General features: G+C 43.0%; 18 protein-coding genes. 11 read left to right on the forward strand and 7 right to left on the reverse strand.

The genetic code is table 11. The annotated features are described in order from the left end of the window. Window positions 1–209 precede the first annotated feature (209 nt). The 7 genes from H6571_05060 (at window position 210) to H6571_05090 (ending at window position 8,914) form a co-directional block, all read left to right on the forward strand. Window positions 210–3,293 (forward strand): SusC/RagA family TonB-linked outer membrane protein, encoded by a 3,084-nt coding sequence (locus tag H6571_05060; protein MCB9323094.1) that lies wholly within the window; start codon window positions 210–212, stop codon window positions 3,291–3,293. 19 nt (window positions 3,294–3,312) lie between these two features. Further along, window positions 3,313–4,722 carry a SusD/RagB family nutrient-binding outer membrane lipoprotein gene (locus H6571_05065; GenBank protein MCB9323095.1) on the forward strand — a complete coding sequence of 470 codons (1,410 nt, stop codon included), beginning with the start codon at window positions 3,313–3,315 and terminating at the stop codon, window positions 4,720–4,722. Between the two features lie 125 nt (window positions 4,723–4,847). Next, on the forward strand, window positions 4,848–5,285 hold the full coding sequence (locus H6571_05070; protein ID MCB9323096.1) for a hypothetical protein: 438 nt from the start codon (window positions 4,848–4,850) through the stop codon (window positions 5,283–5,285). A gap of 230 nt (window positions 5,286–5,515) precedes the next feature. After that, complete coding sequence (locus H6571_05075; protein MCB9323097.1) at window positions 5,516–6,928, forward strand: MBL fold metallo-hydrolase; 1,413 nt, start codon at window positions 5,516–5,518, stop codon at window positions 6,926–6,928. Between the two features lie 192 nt (window positions 6,929–7,120). Next, the gene (locus H6571_05080; protein ID MCB9323098.1) at window positions 7,121–7,954 is read left to right on the forward strand and encodes a universal stress protein; all 834 of its coding nucleotides are present in this window, start codon (window positions 7,121–7,123) and stop codon (window positions 7,952–7,954) included. Window positions 7,955–8,026: 72 nt separating this feature from the next. Continuing rightward, the gene (locus tag H6571_05085; GenBank protein MCB9323099.1) at window positions 8,027–8,659 is read left to right on the forward strand and encodes a DUF3365 domain-containing protein; all 633 of its coding nucleotides are present in this window, start codon (window positions 8,027–8,029) and stop codon (window positions 8,657–8,659) included. Window positions 8,660–8,683: 24 nt separating this feature from the next. Further along, window positions 8,684–8,914, forward strand: coding sequence for a hypothetical protein (locus H6571_05090; protein ID MCB9323100.1), 231 nt, complete (start codon window positions 8,684–8,686; stop codon window positions 8,912–8,914). A gap of 164 nt (window positions 8,915–9,078) precedes the next feature. Here H6571_05090 and H6571_05095 read toward each other — a convergent pair whose 3' ends face one another. Next, entirely contained in the window at window positions 9,079–10,458 is a 1,380-nt protein-coding gene (locus H6571_05095) for a tryptophanase (protein MCB9323101.1), read from the reverse strand. Window positions 10,459–10,760: 302 nt separating this feature from the next. Here H6571_05095 and H6571_05100 point away from each other — a divergent pair, with 302 nt between their 5' ends. Further along, the gene (locus H6571_05100; protein ID MCB9323102.1) at window positions 10,761–12,176 is read left to right on the forward strand and encodes a peptidoglycan DD-metalloendopeptidase family protein; all 1,416 of its coding nucleotides are present in this window, start codon (window positions 10,761–10,763) and stop codon (window positions 12,174–12,176) included. A 93-nt stretch (window positions 12,177–12,269) separates the two neighbouring features. Here H6571_05100 and H6571_05105 read toward each other — a convergent pair whose 3' ends face one another. The 3 genes from H6571_05105 to folE form a co-directional block, all read right to left on the reverse strand. Beyond that, window positions 12,270–12,827, reverse strand: a complete 558-nt coding sequence (locus tag H6571_05105; protein ID MCB9323103.1) for a YqgE/AlgH family protein — start codon at window positions 12,825–12,827, stop codon at window positions 12,270–12,272. A gap of 163 nt (window positions 12,828–12,990) precedes the next feature. Then, the gene (gene fabD, locus H6571_05110) at window positions 12,991–13,869 is read right to left on the reverse strand and encodes an ACP S-malonyltransferase (protein MCB9323104.1); all 879 of its coding nucleotides are present in this window, start codon (window positions 13,867–13,869) and stop codon (window positions 12,991–12,993) included. Window positions 13,870–13,930: 61 nt separating this feature from the next. Then, entirely contained in the window at window positions 13,931–14,527 is a 597-nt protein-coding gene (folE, locus tag H6571_05115; protein MCB9323105.1) for a GTP cyclohydrolase I FolE, read from the reverse strand. A 158-nt stretch (window positions 14,528–14,685) separates the two neighbouring features. Between folE and H6571_05120 the strand changes: the two genes are divergently transcribed. The 3 genes from H6571_05120 (at window position 14,686) to H6571_05130 (ending at window position 17,545) form a co-directional block, all read left to right on the forward strand. Further along, window positions 14,686–15,726 (forward strand): histidine kinase, encoded by a 1,041-nt coding sequence (locus H6571_05120; protein MCB9323106.1) that lies wholly within the window; start codon window positions 14,686–14,688, stop codon window positions 15,724–15,726. Between the two features lie 56 nt (window positions 15,727–15,782). After that, window positions 15,783–16,511 (forward strand): response regulator transcription factor, encoded by a 729-nt coding sequence (locus tag H6571_05125; GenBank protein ID MCB9323107.1) that lies wholly within the window; start codon window positions 15,783–15,785, stop codon window positions 16,509–16,511. A gap of 167 nt (window positions 16,512–16,678) precedes the next feature. After that, entirely contained in the window at window positions 16,679–17,545 is an 867-nt protein-coding gene (locus H6571_05130) for a fructosamine kinase family protein (protein MCB9323108.1), read from the forward strand. Between the two features lie 1,142 nt (window positions 17,546–18,687). Here H6571_05130 and H6571_05135 read toward each other — a convergent pair. The 3 genes from H6571_05135 to H6571_05145 are packed head-to-tail and all read right to left on the reverse strand — an operon-like array spanning window position 18,688 to window position 22,100. Beyond that, window positions 18,688–20,076, reverse strand: coding sequence for a beta-glucosidase (locus tag H6571_05135; protein ID MCB9323109.1), 1,389 nt, complete (start codon window positions 20,074–20,076; stop codon window positions 18,688–18,690). A 31-nt stretch (window positions 20,077–20,107) separates the two neighbouring features. Next, entirely contained in the window at window positions 20,108–21,676 is a 1,569-nt protein-coding gene (locus tag H6571_05140) for an FAD-binding protein (GenBank protein MCB9323110.1), read from the reverse strand. Further along, on the reverse strand, window positions 21,669–22,100 hold the full coding sequence (locus H6571_05145; protein MCB9323111.1) for a hypothetical protein: 432 nt from the start codon (window positions 22,098–22,100) through the stop codon (window positions 21,669–21,671). The genes H6571_05140 and H6571_05145 overlap by 8 nt, the downstream gene beginning before the upstream one ends. Window positions 22,101–22,158: the final 58 nt, after the last annotated feature.

Genomic DNA, 22,158 nt, shown 5'->3' on the forward strand with positions numbered 1-22,158 from the left:
TAATCTGCAACTTTTAATCTAACTTTGATCAACTGTAAGTTAATTCAATGATCAAATTCCCTGTAAAGGATTTCGGGTTGATAAATTCAAACAGGAAATAATCCCTGATCATACAAACAAAACCATTTCATTTTTAACACAAAAAAGGATCGTGAACCACCATGATCCGGGTTATCTATATTATTATTCATTCACTAAAAAATCCTATTATGACAAACAGTTACAAAGCGCTTTCGCTATTCCTGCTGGCATTTTGCTTTATGGCAATGCAGGCAGTTGCGCAAGACTTGAAAGTGACAGGCACCATAACATCAGCTGCTGATGGGGAGCCACTCATCGGTGTCAACATCACCGTTAAAGGAACCACTACCGGAGCCATCTCCGATTTTGATGGAAAATATTATCTGGATGTTCCTGCAGATGCGACCTTGGTTTTTTCTTACGTCGGATTCAGCAATCAGGAAGTTGCCGTCAACGGTCGAAGCGTCGTTGATGTTCAATTGATTGAAGGAGAGGCATTGGGCGAAGTGGTGGTAACCGCTCTCGGTATTTCCCGCGACAAGAAAGCGCTGGGATATTCCGTTGAGCAGGTCAGTGCTGAAGAAATTTCAGAAACCGGCCAAACCAACCTCGTAAGCGCCCTGCAGGGAAAAGTTCCAGGGGTAGCCATTCAAACTTCCAGTGGTACTCCGGGAGCCGGAGCAGATATTGTCATTCGCGGTATCAACTCTCTGGATCCGAGCCGGAGCACACGCCCCCTCTATATTATTGACGGGGTCGAAATGGGAGATGGAGCGGATGTTTTACCGATCAGTCCAAGTTCAGGCTCCAATGCCGTTTCCTCACGTACACAGGCTACCGTAAGCAACAGGGCCATAGATTTAAATATCGATGATATTGCTTCTGTAAACATTCTGAAAGGCGCAGCAGCCACCGCCCTTTATGGTATCCGTGCCGCCAACGGAGCCATCATTATCACCACTAAAAAAGGGGAAGCCGGCAAACCTAAAGTAAATGTACATTATAGTACCGGTTGGGAAAATGTAAACAAAACACCTAATGTACAAACCACCTTTATTGACGGCCATCGTACCACCACGGAAATTACCTCCTACATTTTTTACAATTTCGGAGCAAAAGTTTTCGACGGTCAGCCTAACCCGACCAGCAATATTTATGAAGACTTTTTTGAAACCGGCCATCAGCAGAGTTATGGCGCTTCCGTTTCCAACGGAAACGACAAATTTACTTACCGCATTTCTGCCAACCAGTTTGATCATAAAGGGATCACCCCTTTTTCTGAATGGGGAAAAACGAACTTTAGCCTCAGCTCAGGCATGCAGTTGACCAAAAAACTCAACGTGGAAGCCAGTGTAAGATATACCAAATCCGGTGGCAATAAACCTCACGTCGGGGATAAATCTATTATGAGTACCTTATCTTATGTACCCAATGTAGTGGACATGAAGTCCTATGCCAAGCCGTATTATTTTCAGTCAAACTATGCTGAAGGTATCATTGACCACCCGCTTTACCTGGCAGAAAATGATAAATATACCGATGATGTGAATCGTTTTATCACTACGGTGAATGCGAGTTACAAGATCAATGACAATATTTCATTGAATTACATCATCGGGCAGGATTCCTATAATGATACCCGTACCCGGACCGTCGATAAAGAAACTGACGAAGGATTCCAGGTAAAAGGTTTCCTGGTGGAACAAAGCCTGAACACTAAAAAAGTGACCTCTAACCTGTTTGCCAAATTCAATTACCGACTGGGAAATGATATTTCGCTGACCGCACTTGCCGGTAACTATATCTATGCTGAAGATACCAAATGGGTCAGCGTTCGCGGAGAAGAATTTGCCATTCAGAATTTCTTCAACCTGAACAACGCCAAATTCTTCTTCCAAAGCAACGGTTTCAGCCAATACCGCAACTACGCTTTTTACGGAGATGTTTCATTGGGATATCAGGATTGGCTTTACCTGGGCGTGACAGTGAGAAATGACCATTCTTCCGCCCTGCCTACGGCCAATAATTCTTATTTCTTCCCGGCCTTTACCATGTCATGGATTTTATCGGATATGGTGGAAATGCCTGACTTTATCAACCTGTTTAAGCTCCGTGGTTCTTACGCCACGGTAGGTAAAGACACCGGACCATACCAGTTGGGTAAGTATTACACCAAAGCCAGCAATTTCCCATTCGGAGACGTGCTTGGATTTACGCTGCAAACGACTATTGGCGATGTAAACCTCAGCCCGGAGTTTTCCAAAGATGTTGAAGTGGGGGCAGAATTGAGTTTCTTAAAGAACCGCGTGGGGATCGATTTCTCTTATTACACCTCCAATGCAACGGATATGATTTTGTCTGTTCCGGTGAGTAATACTACCGGGTTTGCGAGATACGTGACCAATGCCGGGGAGATCAAAACACAAGGCATCGAATTGCTGTTGGATTTCGTGCCTGTCCGCACCAAAAACTTCACCTGGAACAGCACCGTTAACTGGTCCAAAAACAGCGGGGAAGTCATCAGTATAGCCGAGGGCATCGGAGAAATACCGCTTTATGAACAGCAGGGAATCACCAACAAATACGTCGAAGGAGGCAAAGTTGGGGACTTATATGGTTATGCTTATGCCCGGACAGCTGACGATCAGCTCATCATTGATGGCAATGGATATCCTTTTGTTGTGTACGATTCCTTAAAACTCGTTGGGAATGCGTTGCCTGACTGGACGGCCAGCTGGTACAACAATTTTACGTTCAAAGGACTGACCTTCTCCATGCTTTGGGAATGGAGAAAAGGTGGAGATATCTATGATGTTGGTAAACGTAACAGCATCAGGGGCGGGCAATTGGAAGAAACCGTCAGAAGATGGGAGGAAGTTGTCTTTACCGGAGTGGTTGAAGTTAAAGATAATGAAGGAAATGTTATTGGTTATGAACCTAACACCAAGTCGGTTGAACTGACGCCAAACGATTTTTACCGCTCTTCAGGTCGTTATAACGGGGCCGCAGATGTCCTGCTGGAAGAATCTTCCTGGATCAGGTTGAGAAATGTGAGCCTGAGTTACCAGTTGCCTAAGCAATTGCTGGATAAAACATTCATTGAAGATATCCGCCTGACGCTGACGGCCAATAACCTATACCTGAATACGCCTTTCAGGGGATTTGATCCGGAGATCAATTACTTTGGAGCGGGTTCCAACATCTATGGTTATACCGGATTGAATACTCCGGCAACCAGGAGTTATAACTTCACGGTAAACCTTACCTTTTAATTATTAAACATTGAAGAAAATGAAAAAATTAAAATATATATCCATTCCTCTTTTGGCATTTATCATGCTTTTCACTACGAGTTGTGAAGAGTTTCTGAATGTCAATGAGAACCCGACTCAAATCAGGGAAGCCAACCTGGAATCCCTGCTGCCTACGATTCTTGAATCGACCAGCGACCTGCATAACAAAACGGCGCTGACGGCAGGAAGAGTGACGCATCAACTCGACCATGTTTTTGGTTATTATTCAGAATTCAGGATGGAAAGTACCTGGGAAGAGATTTATCTCAAGATTTTGAATAATGCCGATGTGGTAAATGAATTGGCTACTGAACTTAAATCACCTCACTACGCCGGCATCGCCCACGTGATCCAGGCGGTCAGTATTGCCATGCTGGCTGATGTTTACGAGGATGCCCCGTTTAGCAATGCTTTGGCAGGTTCCGAGATATTGAAACCTACCTACGACACCCAGGAATCATTGTATAATGCTGCTATGAGTTACCTCAATGATGGTATTCAGTTCCTGGAATCAGAAAACACCGGCTACGAACCAGGTTCGGATGATATGATTTATGGCGGAGGTATCGATAAATGGGTGCGCCTGGCTCACTCTCTTAAAGCCCGTTACATGATCCACTTGTCCAATAAATCCTCTGTAAACTGGAACGCTATTTTGACAGAAGTGGATTTGGGAATGACCTCCAACGATGATAACTTTTCTTTTTACTATAATGGGGGCGAAAATAAAAACCCACTTCACACCGGGGTTGCCCTGGCCAATTTGACGGGTAACTTTACCTATACTCACGGCAAATTCCTGATCGACCTGATGAATGGGGCTTCTTATGGGGTCACTGATCCAAGATTGCCTTTTATCGCGGGGCTGGAGGCTGGAGAAACCGAATATATGGGACTGGCGAGTTATGATGAGGAGGCTCCTGCATATACCACGGCTATAGACCAAAACACCTGGTATGGAAAAGCGGATGCCCCCGTCGTCATGATGTCTTTTGCTGAATTAAAATTGATCGAAGCCGAAGCAGCTCTAAATGTTGACGCAGGGAGAGCTTACACTGCTTACATGGATGCCATCAGCGCAAATATGGATATGCTTGGGGTTTCCTCAGGAGATAAAACGGCTTATATGGAAGACCCTGCGGTAGCTCTTGGCGGAACCACCGACCTGGAGCATATCATGAAAGAAAAAATGATCGCGCTATTTATGAATGCTGAGTCCTGGACCGATATTCGCCGGCACCATTTTGATGATACTATTTTTAAAGGATTTGTCATCATGGAATACCTCGGCCGCACAGAGCCTGGTCAAAGGGCATTACACCCGACTACGGAGCTCACCCGGAATAAGGAAAATGAAGCCGCTTTTTCCAAGGACTTCACCGAAGTCATGTGGAGAGACAAGCAGTAAAATGTAAAATGTAAAATGTAAAATGTAAAATGTAAAAGTGGCATTTGGTCTAAAGAAGGAATTTAGCAGATTTTAAAATTGCACATTTTTATTTTCTATTATTAACAATGATTTTAACTCAGATTATGAAAAATATAAAAATTTTGGTGCTCCTGGTTACTGTAAGTATAAGCCTGAGCTCATGTTATAAAGAAACTTACTGGCTGGATGATAATGTCACCTCAGAAGGAAAACATTATCCCGTAATCCAGTCCACCTACATCAACAATACGCCGGACAGTGGCAAATTTGCCGAAGGCGCCGTTGTAGAATTCGGTATCCGCTATTGGTCAATCGATCCGATCAAGGAATTCCAGCTTTTTGCGTCCATTGACGGAACCGAAACGCTCGCTTCCACCACGCCGTATTCCCTTAGTTATAGTCAGGAAACTTCAGCAGAAGACCGGATCATTAACTATACGATTCCGGCAGGAAGTTCTGGAAAAACGATTAGTCTGAAATGTGTGGTAGTAAATGACAATGGCCTTACCAGAACAGCCAGCAGAAATATTTCTGTTGAATAATTAGTTTGGAATAATTTGGCTATCTAAATAATTTAAGCCGTGCTTCATGCAAATGAAGTCACGGCTTTTTTTATTCCCCTGTAAAATTCGAAAAAATGACAAAAATCACTCCCCTGGGTGATCCAGGTCACCAACACTTTGAGAGAGTTCATTTACTTTTGACTCACTAAACATGAATAACCTTTCATATATTCATATTAATTCTTAACCATATAAATTTTTTTTTAACTATGAAAGTAGAACAAATTTATACAGGCTGCCTGGCAGAAGCAGCTTATTACATCGAAAGTAATGGGGAAGCAGCGGTAATTGATCCTTTAAGAGATATTGAGGATTACCTTAAAAGAGCACAGGAGGGCAATGCGAAGATCAAATACATTTTCCTCTCTCACTTCCATGCAGATTTCATGGCTGGGCATCAGGATTTGGCGGCAAAAACCGGAGGTACCATTGTGATTGGGCCTACCGAAGCTCCTATCGGATATGATGCTCACATCGGGAAAGATAACGAAATATTCAAACTGGGGGATGCGAAATTAAAACTCCTTCACACCCCTGGCCATACCACAGAAAGTATGTGCCTGCTGCTTTCTGATGAAAAAGGAAAAGAGGTGGGTTTGTTTAGCGGAGACACTTTGTTTATTGGTGATGTGGGAAGACCTGACTTGGCTCAAAAGGTGGTCGCTGACCTGACCCAGGATAAACTTGCCCGGATGTTGTACCATTCACTCAGAGAAAAAATAATGCCTTTGGCCGATGATATCATCGTATATCCAAACCACGGTGCCGGCAGCCCATGTGGAAAAAATATGAGTTCTGAAACCACAGATACCCTTGGCAATCAGAAAAAGACGAATTACGCCCTCAGACCTGACCAGACTGAAGATGAGTTTGTAAAAGAATTATTGACTGGGCTCAAAGAGCCCCCCTCTTATTTTCCAAGCATGGTCATCGGTAATATAAAAGGCACCGACAGTATCTATGACGTAAGAAAGCGGGAAAACAACCCAATGTCAGCCAATGCCTTTGAGGCGAAAGCGGCCGAGGATCACGTGGTTATTGTGGATACAAGAACTTCCACCGAGTTTGTCAAAGGGTTTATTCCAAATTCCATTAACATTGACATTGAGAGCAACTTTGCAGTTTGGGTGGGAACCATTTTGAGAGATGTAGATACCAAATTATTGATCGTAACTTATCCAGGCAGAGTGGAAGAAGTGCTCGACAGGTTAGCAAGAGTTGGTTTTGACAATGTATTGGGATATCTCAATGGAGGTTTTGAGGCCTGGAAAAAAGAAGGGAAAGCCATTGACACCATTCAGTCAGTTACCCCTGAAGAAGTGGCTCAACTGGAAAACGTGAACTTCCTCGATGTGAGAAGAGAAAGTGAATACGACAGCGAGCACATTCTTAATGCGATTAACGCACCGCTCGATTATCACTGGGAAGCTCCCGGAAAGATCGATAAATCAAAAACGTACCATGTATATTGCAGAACCGGAAACAGGTCCGTCATTTTTGCTTCCATTTTAAAAGCCCAGGGTTTTAACAATCTCATTGATGTTGCCGGGGGAATTGAAGAAATGAAAAAGACCAACAAGTTTAAAATTTCCGAGTACGTCTGTCCTTCAACCTTGTTATAACTTGAACAGGTGATAACAAAAAATAAACACGACATTATTAGTTCGGTATAAATTGTTCGATTTTCATTGGTGGAGGTTAATCCCTGATCGGGATTAGCCTCTTTTTTTCAAACGAACATTTTTTGAAATGCCGATTTTAGGCCCCATCCTTTGAAAGTTTTCAATTTTTGACCATTACAATTTCTACTACGAATGAAAAAAATTCTTATTCCCAGTGATTTGACTGAATTGACCGACTTTGCGTATGATATCGCATTGAAAATTGCGAAAAAATGCGATGCCGGCATCGAAATGTTATCCATCGTTCCGGCACCCAATAATGCCTCTTTTGACAAAGAAGGAAACATCAAAACCGATACGGGGGCCGACCTGACAGGGCTTTACCAGCAATTGGAATCCCAGCAGGAAAAACTGGAAGCATGGGCCAAAGGAAAAGACCGCATCACGGGAACGACCACCAAAATAGGCCATATTGACGATACCATTTTACGGTTTATCAAAGAAAATAATATCCACCTCGTGACCATGGGCACCTCAGGAGCCTATGGGGTGAAACGATGGTTATCCAACTCTCACGCGGCAAAGATTACCCGGCACGCCAAGGTGCCTGTTTTGACCCTGAAATGCGACAGGTCAGACATGAAAATCGAAGACCTTCTTTTTGTTTCCGATTTTCATAAACCCGAAAAAATGAACCTGGATCCTGTAAAAACCATCATCGAGGCCCTCGGTGTTCATTTACATTTCCTGAAAGTCAATACACAAAGGGATTTCCTGCCCAACAGAACCATTAGAATCGCCATGGAAAAGTTCGCAGAACTCAATGAACTGGAAAATGTAACCTTTCATATCTATTGTGATGAAACCGTAGAAAAAGGAATCACCAACTTCAGCGCTGATACAGGGATTGAGGTGGTGGCTATAGGAACCCACCAAAGATCCGGGTATAGCAAAATGTTCCATTCCAGCATTTCCGAAAACGTAGTAAATCATATATGGCAACCCATTCTGACATTTCGTATTTAATGATAGCAGAAATCACATTCCATAAAATCATTAATTCTTATATTCGCCCCTGGAAATATTAAAAATGTCATTATGAAAATTCGAATCATTGTTACCTTTATTCTCGTCCCACTATTATTTGGTTCATGCAAACAGGGTACCCAGAAAAACCAGGCGACCCAGGTAGCGGAACCGCAACCAGTCGATTGGGAAGGCCTGAAAATAAAAGGTACGGACATTGCTACCACTAGTTTTTTTGCCCTGAGTGGAAAACTAAAAGCTGCTCTTGAGCAAGGAGGAGTACCCAATGCCCTGGAATATTGTAAAATTTCGGCCTATCCTCTTATCGACAGCCTGTCTGAATTACACCATGCGACCATTCGAAGGACCAGTTTAAAACTTAGAAATAGCAACAACGCTCCTTCCCCCAGGGAAAGTGCTGTGTTGAAACAATTCGAATCCTCTTTCGGCCTGAGCCTGGAGGTGGAACCCTTTGTGGAGGATTTAGGAGAGGCAGGGGTGAATTATTATGGTCCTATATGGGTCCAGAATAACTGTCTCCAATGCCATGGCGTGGTGGGCGAAACGCTAACCACCGCAAACAACGACCTCATCAGAACACTGTATCCCAATGACACCGCCACAGGTTACAGCGAAGGTGATTTTAGGGGTATGTGGGTCGTTAACTTCGAAAAAGGTTATAGTCCTAACACCATTAAACAATAACAAAACAATTAAACCTGACACAAAATGAGTACGAAAACACAACCCTGGAATAGTTTCGCCTTTATCCTGCTTGCCTGCCTGACCCTTGGCCTGGCTCCTTTTTATCCGGAACCACACATTTGGGGAAAAATCAGATGGATCCTGGGGGGAGCCAAAGGCATGGGACCCATCGATTGGTTTGATTTTATTTTTCACGGCATTCCGTGGGTTTTACTGATCAGGTACTTTTCTTTAAAGGTATCCGGGAAATTATAATTTCAACGATTGTCTTTAATCAAGATTTCTTTTATGCTTAAATTAGCTACCGTACACTTTTTTGTATCACGCTGATGGAGCAAGGCGACATACCATACCTTTGGTCAGTATTCCGTTGATTTTTGATAATCATTTTCGGTAATACCATTTCAACCCTACCCCATCTATTTCACATGCTCAAAATGAGCCGTAAAATGTCGGAGAAAAGGAGGTTCACGGACGATCTTAAAACCTTTGACCAGGTGTTTCGTTTCCCTTAATTCTTTAAATGCTTCGACTACATAGTCCATATGGCTTTGGGTGTAAACCCTTCTAGGAATAGCCAATCGGACCAGTTCCATTGCAGCGGATACGAATTCCCCTTTTTCATCATAATGGCCAAACATTACGGAGCCTATCTCACAGGCACGAATCCCTGAAATTTTGTACAATTCACAAGCCAGTGCCTGCCCTGGGAATTGTTCGGGAGGAATATGGTCATAGAATGATTTAGCATCCACATAAACAGCATGCCCGCCAATGGGCTTAATGACCGGAATGCCCAGTTCTGAAAGTTTTTCGCCCACATAAGTGGTACTTTTTATCCTGTAATTCAAATAAGCGGGATCAAAAACCTCTCTCAAACCCACTGCAATCGCCTCCATATCACGGCCGGCCAATCCTCCATACGTTGAATAACCTTCTGTGATGATCAAAACGGTCCGGCAGGAAACGGCAAGATCCTCATCTTTCAGCGCGAGAAAACCGCCCATATTGACCAACCCGTCTTTTTTGGCACTCATGATACAGCCGTCCGCCAGGCCAAACATCTCCCGGGCAATTTCGCGATAAGTTTTTTCAGCGTATTCAGGTTCCCGATGTTTAATAAAATAAGCATTCTCGGCTACCCGGCAGGCATCGAGAATAAAGCGAAGGCCGTTTTCTTTACAAACCGAGGCAATTTCTTTGGCATTTTGCATGCTGGCAGGCTGCCCTCCCCCACTGTTATTGGTCACGGTAAGAATGATGGCACCTATATTTTCAGGACCATACTGTTTTATCGTATCTTTCAGTTTATCAATATCCATATTCCCTTTGAAAGGGTGATCCACCGTTGGATGAAGCGCTTCCGGAACCGGACAATCAATGGCTTTGGCTCCTGAATATTCAATATTTGCCCGGGTGGTATCAAAGTGGGTATTGGAAATAAACACTTTTCCTTTTCCGCCCAACTGGCTGTATAACAAATGTTCAGCCGCCCGGCCCTGGTGAGTAGGCATGACGAAAGGAAATCCGGTCAGATCTTCAATTTCGGCCTTCAATAACTCCCAACTCCTTGCCCCGGCATAACTTTCATCTCCACGCATTATTCCGGCCCATTGCTCGGCGCTCATCGCTGAAGTGCCGCTATCCGTCAGCAAGTCGATAATCACCTGCCTTGCGGTAAGCAGGAAAGGATTGTAATGCGCCTTTTCCAGAAAAGCAATGCGCTCTTCTTCTGTGGTCAGTTCAATTTGCTCGACCACCTTGATTCTGAATGGTTCTATTGTTATTTTTGAATGCATTTGTCTGTTTTTTATTCGGGTGAAGGTAATTTAATACCCTGTGCATTTTCCTGACGAATATCATTGTGGAAGGTGATTTTCACTACCCCGGGAATATTCGGAAAAAAACGGCTTAGGCAAAAAAACACACTGTTGGAAAATTTAACACAAAATTTTTGGCCAGCCGCTACCATAAAGTTACATTTGCTGCCGACATAGATAATGTGTCGTAAACTTTGAGAGCGTATTACTTAAACTCTGGCCTTAGTACTGGTAAAGAACTACACAGGCTAAAAGCCAATTCCTAACCCAAAATTGAGATTGTGGAAATTCCTCAGCTGTTCACTAAAAAGTGGAATAACATTAAACTTTATAATAAACGCACCAAGACGCTACTTTTTTCAAGTCTGTTTATCGCAGTTTCTGCGTTAAGTCTTATGGCTGCTTTTTATAAATCCCCAACTGCTTTTTCCGATAAAAAACAGATCAATAAAAATATAAAACTCGGTGCCTTTCCCGTTGATATTCCAACGGTAAAATACGGTTTTGCCCTCGACACTTTTAATGTAACTGAAGGCAAAATTGAATCAGGCACTTTTCTCGGAGATATCCTACATGCGCAAAAAATGGATTTTCAATCCATAGATCAGCTGGTCAAAAATGCCGCTGATGTTTTTGATGTGCGTAAATTCCGCGAAGACCGTCCTTATACCATTCTTTCCCGCGACACTTCCCAAACAGCGGATTATTTCATTTACGAACCCAGTGTTTTCGAATATATCGTTTTTCATCTTAAGGGAGACCTGAAAGTGGAAAGGATAGAAAGGGAAGTGATCACTGAAACCAAAACGGCAGCAGGACTGTTGGAATCAACGCTTTGGCAGGCTATGACTGATAACGGGATGAGCTTTGAGCTGGCGGACAAAATGGAGGATGCCCTGCAATGGTCCATTGACTTTCACCATCTCCAAAAAAACGACGAATTCAAACTCGTTTACGAAGAAAAATACATTGACGGAGAAGTTGTGGGAGTTGGAATGGTTAAAGCCGCTTATTATAAAACAGAAAATAACGAATATTATTCCCTGTTTTATAAAGGAGAGAAAGAAGAAGGCTATTACGATCTTGAGGGCAGACCAATGAAAAGTACCTTCCTTAAATCTCCGGTCAAATTTTCCCGCATCTCTTCTCATTACAACCTCAACAGGTTCCACCCAATTCTAAAAAGAACTCGTCCTCACTTCGGTACGGACTATGCAGCACCATATGGAACGCCGATTCTGGCGGTAGGTAATGGTGTAGTATCTATGGCTTCCTATACCAATGGCAATGGTAATTTCGTCAAGATCAGACACGATAAGGTGTATGAAACACAATACCTGCATATGCAAAAATTTGCTCCGGGCATCCATCCCGGCGCACAGGTAAAGCAAGGGCAGGTCATAGGTTATGTAGGTTCTACAGGACTTGCAACCGGTCCTCATGTATGTTTCAGATTCTGGAAAAACGGGAAACAGGTCAACCACCTGAATTTAAAATTCCCTCCATCGCTGCCACTTCCTGAAGCGGAATTGCCTGCTTATTATGATTACCGTGATCACTACCTGGAATTGTTGAACAACGTAGCGATTCCGGTTCATGTAACAGAAGCATTTTCAGCTACAGACACCATAAAAATTACCGGAGAGCTTGTCGATCCTGCCTCTGAAGGTTCAGGTGAAAAGAAAGGCAATCCATAAAAATCCCCGGTCAAAACAAACCGAAAAAGACAAAGGCCACCGAATTACATTTCGATGGCCTTTTTTTATGGTTACTGTTCAATTTCTAAAAAATCAATTCCAGCTCGCGGCATCAGGCATTTGGGCGATAACCGTATAAGGGTTTCCCTTATTGTACATCACCGTGTTCCACAGATTATCCGATTCCATTTTAAAGATGTAATTTGCATCCAGATCTGCGGTAACCCATGAGCCGTAAACCATTTCATTTTTTAGCTGCCCTTCGGACCAACCGGTATAACCGATAAAAAAACGGATATTGTTCGGCATGACCAGTTTGGAAGAAATGAGAAACTTGAGTTTTTCAAAATTCCCTCCCCAGTAAACTCCTTCAGCTACTTTGACGCTATCTTCCAGCAATTCTCCAATATTGTGAATGTAATGAATGGTATCGGTTTGCACAGGACCTCCAAAATAAACACTAGCTTCAAACTCAGGAAAATCCTGAACCAGGCGATCAATGGTCGTATCTTCAATAGGTTTATTCAAGACAAACCCAAGACTTCCCTCGTCATTATGTTCGCAAAGCAATACTACCGCTCGTTTAAAATTGGTATCTCTCATAAACGGCTCGGCAAGTAATATCTTCCCTTTCCCTAATTCCTTAGCCATCTAAATAAATTTTTAATCATCCTGCTCATGAAATTCAGTCACAATTTGTGCCCTTCCGGAATAAAAAGCAAATTTAAGTGATCCATTGTTCGTTAATGTTTTCCTAAAACCGCTTCGGAAAACACACAAAACAATGCAAATCAATTACTTAAAATAAAATTCATCACAGAGCTCTCGTAGGAAAACGGCGGTCAATTTTCTTGACAAATCCCTGTAATACCTTACCGTTGCCCCCTACTTCGACAATTTCAGAAACCCCGGCCTCCAGCATGTTCACCATGGTTTGGGTCCAGCGCACCGGGGAAGTCAATTGAGCGATCAGCAGTTTTTTGATCTCCTCAGGGTCCTGATGCGGCATAGCATCAACATTTTGATAAACCGGACATTGGGGAACAACAAATTCAGTATTCTCGATAGCTTTTTGTAACTCTTCCTGGGCCGGCATCATCAGTGGGGAATGGAAAGCTCCCCCAACCTGTAACATAATGGCACGAAGGGCTCCAGCCTCAGTCAGCTTTTCAACCGCCTTTTCCACTCCCGGCACAGAACCCGAGATGACCAGCTGTCCCGGACAATTATAATTCGCGGCAACGACCACTTCTCCAATGCTTTCGCAAATCTGCTCTACGACCTCATCCTCCAGTCCCAAAATCGCGGCCATCGTACCTTCCACCATTTCACAGGCCTTCTGCATGGCCATGGCGCGCTGGTAAACCAGTTTAAGCCCATCTTCAAAATCAAGTACTCCCGCTGCCACCAGGGCAGAAAACTCTCCCAAAGAATGTCCGGCAACAGCATCGGGTCTGAAATCAGCTCCCGCCATTTTTGCTTTGACAATGGAATGTATGAAAACCGCTGGTTGAGTTACTTTTGTCTGCTTCAGATCTTCAGCACTCCCGTCAAACATAATATCCGAAATGCGAAACCCTAAAACATCATTGGCTTTTTCGAACCATTGCCTGGCCATTTCAGAACTTTCATAAAGATCCTTGCCCATTCCTTCAAATTGAGATCCCTGACCGGGAAAAACATATGCGTTCATTTCCTGTTTTGTTTTTCGTTTAATAAATTCAACTGTTTCAGCTATGGAAACACTCCATTCACTAATGCAATTTATGAGAAATCAGGTTTAAAAATTCGTTTCTGGTTTCAAAATTCTCAAATGCCCCTGTAAAGGCTGAAGTAGTCGTCACCGAATTTTGCTTTTGCACCCCGCGCATCATCATACACATATGCCGGGCTTCAATAACAATGGCCACCCCAAGTGGCTTTAATGTTTTGTCGATGCAGTGCAATATTTCATCTGTCAAACGTTCCTGCACCTGTAATCTCCTGGCGTAAACATCGATGACCCTTGGTATTTTACTCAATCCCACGATATAACCATTGGGAATATAAGCCACATGAGCCTTGCCGAAAAATGGAAGCATATGGTGTTCGCAAAGGGAATAGATCTCAATATCCTTCACGATAACCATTTCACTGTAACTCTCCTTAAACATAGCCGACCGCAGGACTTCCTCCCCGTCGAGATGGTACCCTTCTGTGAGAAACTGCATGGCCTTAGCCACCCGCTCCGGTGTTTTTACAAGTCCCTCTCTGTCAATATTCTCCCCCAGTCCTTTCAGGATAAGCTCATAATTTTCAATCAAGCCTTTTGTCACTTCATCGAGTTCCCCCATTTTTTCTTTGTCTTCCATAGTTTTATTTTTACAACAGACAAAAGTAAAAATAAATGTGTTCACATAAGGACTTTACACGGACAAAAGCACTACTTGTCAAAAATTCGTTGGCTTTTATCTAAGTTCTTCGTTATTTTACCGCCATAGTTATTTTTTGCGTGTTGAAATTAAAATGAATGGAAAAAGTAATCGGTAAAGCATATCATTTTCTATCCAAAAAGATTGTGTATCATTCTGCTTTTTGGATGGCTTTACTTATTTTGTTGACCCTCGTGGAAGGCGTTGGCAAGGGATTGCTTTTTACTTTTGGCAATGAAATAATCAACCTGTTCTTTTATGCAGCCATCGTTTATTTCAATTTGTTCTACCTCATTCCCAATTACCTGTCCAGGAACAAATTTTCTTCCTATTTGGGGCTGTTAGTCCTTTCGACGATCATTATTACTCCACTGAAAATTTTTACGCTATATTTTAAATTACACGAACACCCGAATCTTCAGACGGAATTGATTAATAATCAATTGAATTTTTTTGTGTTGACTTTTTTCATTGCTGGCTCATCCACCATTGGCAAAATCGTTTCTGACTGGATCCGACATATGCGGGAGAAACAAGAGCTGGAGAATGAAACGATGCAGTCTGAATTGCGGTTCTTAAAATCCCAAATCAATCCCCACTTTTTATTCAATACCCTGAATAATTTATACGCCCTCACGTTGAAAAAATCCGATAGCGCTCCGGATATTGTGATCAAATTGTCGGAAATGATGCGTTACATGCTTTATGAATGTAATGAAAAAAGGGTATTTTTAAGCAACGAGGTGAATTACATTCAAAATTATCTGGACCTCGAAAAATTGCGACAGGGAAAAAATATAGAAATAAACTTTGTAGTGGAAGGAAATGTAGGAAGTCAAAAAATAGCCCCTCTGATGTTTACCCCGTTTTTGGAAAATAGTTTCAAACACGGGTTGAGCAATCACATATCAAAAGGTTTTGTAAATATACACCTGAAAGCTGACGAAAATTCCGTACATTTCCATATTGAAAACAGTAAACCGGAAACAAAACCGTTACAAATACATCCTCGAAGCGGAGGCATAGGGCTCGTTAACCTGAAACGAAGGCTCGAACTGGTGTACCCCAACAAGTATAAACTTCATCTGGAGGATAACCCCAATACCTATGCCGTAAGCATGGATATTGAGCTGGACTAAATTTGAAAATATCTCAAAATTTTATTTGATAAAACAAAAGCACTAAATTTTTCAATATGAATGTTATAATTGTTGATGATGAGCCTTTGGCACAGGATGTGCTGGAAACTTACATTGAAAAAATTCCCGAATTCAACCTGGTAAAAAAATGCAGCAATGCTTTTGAAGCCAATGAAGTCCTGCAACACCAATCGGTGGATCTCATGTTTCTTGATATCCAGATGCCACAACTAACCGGAACCGATTTTTTGAAAACTTTATCAAAACCTCCCCTTGTCATTTTTACCACTGCTTATCCTAATTATGCCGTGGAGGGATTTGAACTCAATGCGCTGGACTACCTTCTTAAGCCCATTTCAATGGATCGTTTTTTGAAGGCAGCCAATAAGGCCCTTGAACAATACAACCTCGAACATGCTGAAGCCGGTAGCACCGGTTCACACACCAATGAGGAAGAAGAATTTTTCTTTGTCAAAGCAGACAAAAAACTGATCAAGGTCAATTACGAAGATATTCTTTACATTGAAGGGTTGAAAGATTACGTCATTATCAGGATGGAACATGACCGGGTCATTACGCTGCAAACCATGAAAAGCCTGGAGGATAAAATGCCCGTCCCGAAATTTAAAAGGATTCACCGGTCCTTCATCGTGAATACATCGAGGATCAATGCCATTGTAGGCAATATGGTAGAAATTACCGAAAAAAATCAAACCAAACACCTGCCCATCGGAAAGAATTACCGGGAAGAATTACTGGAACTCATCAATAAAAACAGACTTTAAGCGATATTTTTCCGGATTTCACTTTTGTTAAATCAGGAGCCATTCCGACAACGGGAATTAGTTTATGAACGGATCATATAAATTTCCCGTTGTCGGTAATATTTTGCCGGGATACTTTTGAAGCTCAGGCCTTCCCTAATGGGTGCTAATGAATGATTTGAAAGGTTATGCATTTACCTCCTGCCATAAAAGAAGCAATTGAGAGAGAACTTTCAACTACCATTCTAAAAGTTTCTCCCCTTAGCGGAGGTGATATCAATATTGCAGGTTTGCTCCATACCAGCCATGGAAATTTCTTTGTGAAAATTAATGATAGCCCCGATTCAGAAAGGATACTTCAAACCGAAGCAAAAGGGTTAAAACTGCTTAAAAAAAGCAATAAGATTGGCGTTGCAAAAGTGATGGGGCAAGGGAATACCGCCACGTCGGCATGGTTGCTTTTGGATTACATCCCTCAAGGGACTCCTTCTCCAAAATTCTGGGAACTTTTCGGCCATGCCTTGGCTAATCTTCACCGGCAGACCAACAATCATTACGGCCTGGATCACCATAATTTTATAGGAAGCCTGCCCCAGTACAATGACGCAAAAGCAGATGGAATCGACTTCCTCATCCACCAAAGATTGTATCCTCAATTGGAAATGGCCCTGAATTCCGCCCAACTAAACAGCAGGGACGCGGAACATTTTGAGCACTTGTTTAAGCAATTTCCTGACATGATTCCGAATGAGCCCCCTTCCCTGATTCATGGAGACCTCTGGAGCGGCAACTTTATCTGTTCTGAAAAAGGACAAAGCATTTTGATCGATCCTGCGGTGAGTTTTGCTCACCGGGAAATGGACCTTGCCATGAGCAGGCTCTTCGGAGGGTTTGCGCAGCGGTTTTATGCCGCTTATGAGGAATCTTATCCAACAGCACCCGGCCTTGAACAAAGGATTGGCATTTATCAGCTTTATTACCTGTTGGTACATGTCAATATATTTGGAAGGGGATATGTGGGCCAGGTAAGATCCGTTTTATCACAATATTTCTAAAAGGTAGGTCGTAGATTTGTATTATAGACAAAAAAAAAGAAGGGGACAGCACTCAGCCATTCCCTTCCCTTACAAACAAAACCAACTACAAACCAATATAAATTATCAGTTTATTGGTAGTATAACGGCTGAAAAGTGAAAACGCTGTCTGTATTTTTAAAATGTTCAAAAAAGTTCACCCAATTCAGGAGTTGAATTGGATCAGAAACTGTTGAATCGAATGAATATCCACCACCCCTAAAGGAACATAATATATTGATTTACAAACACTTAAAATATTTTATTTGCCAAAAAAAATATTTTTACCATCCGTACCCAATATCAAAAGGCTTGCTGAAATTTTTTCCGGAATATTAAACGTAGAGAAATGTTTTTTCCCTGGAACATCCTTACCACCGTTTTATATTCATCCAGCACCAAAAAGGCAGCCTTTTCTTTAGGGGAGCCCGGAAGGGACTGATGATTGGCACTTATCATTACTTTTGAATGTTTTACGTTCAAAAAAAGGTCCGGATGAAAAGCAACTGTACCCGGATGAAATTATATCTTTTTTGAAAAAATTTCTTCGAGATGAATATCAATAATACCGCTGGCCGGACGGCCAATTGCATGGTAAAAAGAAAATGGAGAAAAATTCAGACAAGTTAATTGTCCCCCTTCAACGGCCGTAAAACCATTCCCATCAATTTTAAAATGATGAGCCTGAACCTTTTCTCCATTTTCAAAAAAAACATCTTTCAACACTCCTTAAGGAGTGCCCATCGCCTTAAATTGCATAATGTGTGTAGTTTTTTCACGAACAATACTCCGGTAAAAACCCGGAATTATCGTACAATGTGACCCCATTTCACATAAGAAAGTGTTTGTCCTGCTTCTTAAAGCAGTATGATCATGCAAAAGGCGAATGCATTGATGTTGGGTATTATGTGTGACTCATAATGTAACGGCGTAAAGATAGGGAGATTTTAGTTACCAGTCAAAGTAAATACCGTAAAAATTCAAAACAGTACCGTTTCTTTGTCTTAATTGCACTTTTTTTCAAAAGACAGCCTTTTGAATTTCGAGATTGAAAAATGTTTTTTTTAAAGGATTACTTGTTTCTCATAACAGTGCCTTGAGTAGATCAATCCGCTAATTTTCATTTAAAAGCCACCTTTTTTAATGGCTGCAGCATACCAAAGGGCTGATGATTTAGCGGTTCTTTCCAGGGTTTCAAAATCAACATGATAAAGGCCGAATCTTTTGCTGTATCCAGAGGCCCATTCAAAATTATCGAAAAATGACCAGGCAAAATATCCTTTTAAATTCACCCCATTGTTTATTGCAGCATGACATTGCTCAAGATAGGAGGCGTAAAACTTTACCCGATCCGGATCCTCCACTTTGCCCGCCACGATCTTATCCTCGAAAGCACAACCATTTTCGGTGATGATGATCTCCGGGTGGTCGTATCTTTGATCGATCCATTCCAGTAATTTCCTACATCCCCATGGCACTATACTCCAATGCATGGCAGTCTTTTCCCATGAAGCATCCATGGAAAGGTTAACATCCTGATCCTCAGAAAGTCCGCCGTTTCCATAAATATTCTGCTTTCCGGCCATCCCCTTTGCTTCTGAAGCGTACATGGTAGTATAATGGTTTAACCCAAAAAAGTCAGAAGAGCCCTTTATCCTTTCAATTTCTTCGGCGGTAAATTGAGGAAGCCTCTCTCCAAGCCTTTCGACCATTACAGCAGGGTAATGCCCTTTATAAACAGGATCAGCGAACCAGGCGAGAAAAAATTCAAGCGCTCGCTCGGCAGCGGCATGATCTTCACTCTTTCCTGTCAGCGGCTCACGCCAGTCACCATTATTGGTGATGCCGATTCGGCCTTGTTGACCAGGCTGATATTTTATCCGATATACTTCAACGGCTTTGGCGTGGGCTTTGATCAGGTTATGGCCGGCCAGATAGGGTTCTGTATTGGATATGCGGCCGGGGGCAAAGACCCCTTGCCCGTACCCAAGCATGGCCACCACCCAGGGTTCATTGAGGGTGATCCAGTTTTTTACCCTGTCTCCAAAATGCTGGAAGCAAATATCTGCATACCGGGCAAAGTGGTCTGCAATAGTTGGCCCAATCCAACCGTCGTCTTCAAACTGCAAGGCAAGGGGGAGATCCCAATGATAAAGCGTTACCCAGGGTTCAATATCGTTCTCCAGCAAAAGATCGATTAGCCTGGAGTAAAAAGCAATGCCTTCCGGATTGGCCGCTCCTTTTCCTGTAGGCTGAATCCTTGGCCACGAGATAGAAAACCTGTAGGCTTTGAGTCCTGTTGCTTTCATCAAAGCCACATCTTCTTCCAGCCGGTGGTAGTGATCGCAGGCTACCCTACCCGATTGGTTTTGGTGTACTTTTCCGGGAATCTGGCAAAAAGCATCCCAGATGGACGGTCCCTTACCCCCTTCATTCCAGGCCCCTTCAATTTGGTAGGAGGAAGTAGCTGCGCCCCACACAAAATCATCGGGGAATTGTATTTTTTTATCCATGATCAAAGTCTCTTATTTTTTTTGGAAAATGCTAGGCCTTCAATCCGTAAAATAATGCGACGGCCTGTGCTACATTTTGTCCGTCCATAGCCGCTGAAATGATCCCCCCCGCATAACCGGCCCCTTCCCCACAGGGAAAAAGCCCGGAAACATCCTGGTGCATATAGGTTTCCCGGTTCCGGGGTATCCTGATGGGACTGCTGGTTCGGCTTTCTGTGGCCACTACATTGGCTTCTTCCGTATAATATCCTTTCATTTTTTTGCCGAAAGTTTTTACCGCTGATTGCAGACGGTTGTAAATGAAATCGGGAAGTAATTCATGCAATGGAGCAGATACAAGCCCCGGAATGTAGGAGGTATCGACCAGGGAAGCCGAAGTCTTTTTTTTCACGAAATCCGTCAGACGCTGGGCCGGAGCTTTCTGACTATTGTCACCGGCCAGGTTAAACATGGATCGTTCCACACTGCTCTGGAATTCGAGGCCTGCAAAAACGCCATGGTGTTCAAAACCTTTGAGATCTTCGAGTTCAACGGCCACCACAGTTCCTGAATTGGCGTAAGGAGAATCCCTTCGTGACAAAGACATGCCATTGACCACTATTTCCCCGGGGGATGTTGCTGCCGGGACGATCAGTCCTCCCGGGCACATACAAAAAGAAAAAACGCCCCGGTTTTCCATCTGGCAAACCAATTTATAACTCGCTGCAGGCAGATTTTCTTCCCTTGACTCTTGATTGTACTGAATATGGTCTATCAATGATTGAGGATGTTCAATACGAACGCCCAGGGCAAAAGGCTTAGCCTCTATATGAATCCCCTTTTGGGCCAGCAACCTGTAAATGTCGCGGGCGGAATGCCCTGTGGCCAGAATAACACCCTCTGCCCTGTATTCCTTTTGTCCGTTGACGACGACTCCTTTCATCTCCCCACCAGAGACCAGGAAATCGGTCACATGGCTTCCAAAATGAACCTCCCCGCCAAAATGCAAAATGGTTTCCCTGATATTAGCCACCACGCCTGGCAACTTGTTGGAACCAATGTGGGGATGAGCATCCAAAAGGATCTCAGGGTTGGCTCCGTGCTCCACCAGAAGCCGCAGGGCCTTGATGATACTTCCTCTTTTATGAGATCGGGTATATAGTTTTCCGTCTGAATAGGTCCCTGCCCCACCCTCTCCAAAGCAATAATTGGAATGAGGATCGACAATACCAAATTGTTGAATGGCCCTCAAGTCACGGCGTCTGGTTTGCACATCCTTGCCTCTGTCCAGCACAATGGGTTTCAACCCTAATTCAATCAATTCCAAAGCAGCAAAATACCCGGCAGGACCTGCGCCAACTACAATGACAGGAGGTTTGTCTTCTACCTGCTGTAAGCTATCCAGGATAGCAGGCTCCTCGACGATTTCTTCTCCTGAAAATACAGCCGCCAGGATCCGAAACCAGGGTTTCCCTCCCCTTGCATCAATCGAACGACGCAAAACTTTCACTTCGGTGACAGCGGCCTTAGGGATACCACTTTTATGGATGGCTTCCCGTTTGATGTGTTCTTCATCATTGATTAAGGCAGGGCGGATTTTTATCTCGACTTCCTTAATCATGGTTACCATTTTCTTCAATCGCCCTGGAGAAGGTATTTTCACCGGTCAGGATAAAATCTTCGGGAATATACAGGACCTGGCTGACTTGCTCGAAGCATTCCACGCCTGAAGATTTGATCACTTTTCGCACCGGATCCAATGCCCTGAGCACTAGTTTATCTGAAACTTCTTTTGCCTCCACTTCATAACGGCCCTGTTCTGTGAAAAAATCCAGAATGGCTGAGGTGGCGTCGTATAAAACGATTTTGGTCTGGAGCATTATGGTGTTTCCCGCCCAGGGTTTATAATCATAATTACCTACCAGGTTCAACTCAATCACCTGCACACTATCGCTCATCTCAAATACCTGATGAAAAGATTTTTGCACCTGTGCCTGTAGACCAAAGGGCAGGCACACCATAAAAATCAGGATATATCTTATCATAAATATCATTTTAATGCAGGGAATACCCTATCCCCCGATTCAAGTCCACAAAGATAAC

The organism is Lewinellaceae bacterium (assembly GCA_020636105.1).
GTDB lineage: Bacteria > Bacteroidota > Bacteroidia > Chitinophagales > Saprospiraceae > BCD1.

Bases quoted from the DNA above. Each gene is read 5' to 3' on its own strand.
- H6571_05060 (MCB9323094.1), top strand. From the start codon at position 210: ATGACAAACAGTTACAAAGCGCTTTCGCTATTCCTGCTGGCATTTTGC.
- H6571_05065 (MCB9323095.1), top strand. From the start codon at position 3,313: ATGAAAAAATTAAAATATATATCCATTCCTCTTTTGGCATTTATCATG.
- H6571_05070 (MCB9323096.1), top strand. From the start codon at position 4,848: ATGAAAAATATAAAAATTTTGGTGCTCCTGGTTACTGTAAGTATAAGC.
- H6571_05075 (MCB9323097.1), top strand. From the start codon at position 5,516: ATGAAAGTAGAACAAATTTATACAGGCTGCCTGGCAGAAGCAGCTTAT.
- H6571_05080 (MCB9323098.1), top strand. From the start codon at position 7,121: ATGAAAAAAATTCTTATTCCCAGTGATTTGACTGAATTGACCGACTTT.
- H6571_05085 (MCB9323099.1), top strand. From the start codon at position 8,027: ATGAAAATTCGAATCATTGTTACCTTTATTCTCGTCCCACTATTATTT.
- H6571_05090 (MCB9323100.1), top strand. From the start codon at position 8,684: ATGAGTACGAAAACACAACCCTGGAATAGTTTCGCCTTTATCCTGCTT.
- H6571_05095 (MCB9323101.1), bottom strand. From the start codon at position 10,458: ATGCATTCAAAAATAACAATAGAACCATTCAGAATCAAGGTGGTCGAG.
- H6571_05105 (MCB9323103.1), bottom strand. From the start codon at position 12,827: ATGGCTAAGGAATTAGGGAAAGGGAAGATATTACTTGCCGAGCCGTTT.
- fabD (MCB9323104.1), bottom strand. From the start codon at position 13,869: ATGAACGCATATGTTTTTCCCGGTCAGGGATCTCAATTTGAAGGAATG.
- folE (MCB9323105.1), bottom strand. From the start codon at position 14,527: ATGGAAGACAAAGAAAAAATGGGGGAACTCGATGAAGTGACAAAAGGC.
- H6571_05120 (MCB9323106.1), top strand. From the start codon at position 14,686: ATGGAAAAAGTAATCGGTAAAGCATATCATTTTCTATCCAAAAAGATT.
- H6571_05125 (MCB9323107.1), top strand. From the start codon at position 15,783: ATGAATGTTATAATTGTTGATGATGAGCCTTTGGCACAGGATGTGCTG.
- H6571_05130 (MCB9323108.1), top strand. From the start codon at position 16,679: ATGCATTTACCTCCTGCCATAAAAGAAGCAATTGAGAGAGAACTTTCA.
- H6571_05135 (MCB9323109.1), bottom strand. From the start codon at position 20,076: ATGGATAAAAAAATACAATTCCCCGATGATTTTGTGTGGGGCGCAGCT.
- H6571_05140 (MCB9323110.1), bottom strand. From the start codon at position 21,676: ATGATTAAGGAAGTCGAGATAAAAATCCGCCCTGCCTTAATCAATGAT.
- H6571_05145 (MCB9323111.1), bottom strand. From the start codon at position 22,100: ATGATAAGATATATCCTGATTTTTATGGTGTGCCTGCCCTTTGGTCTA.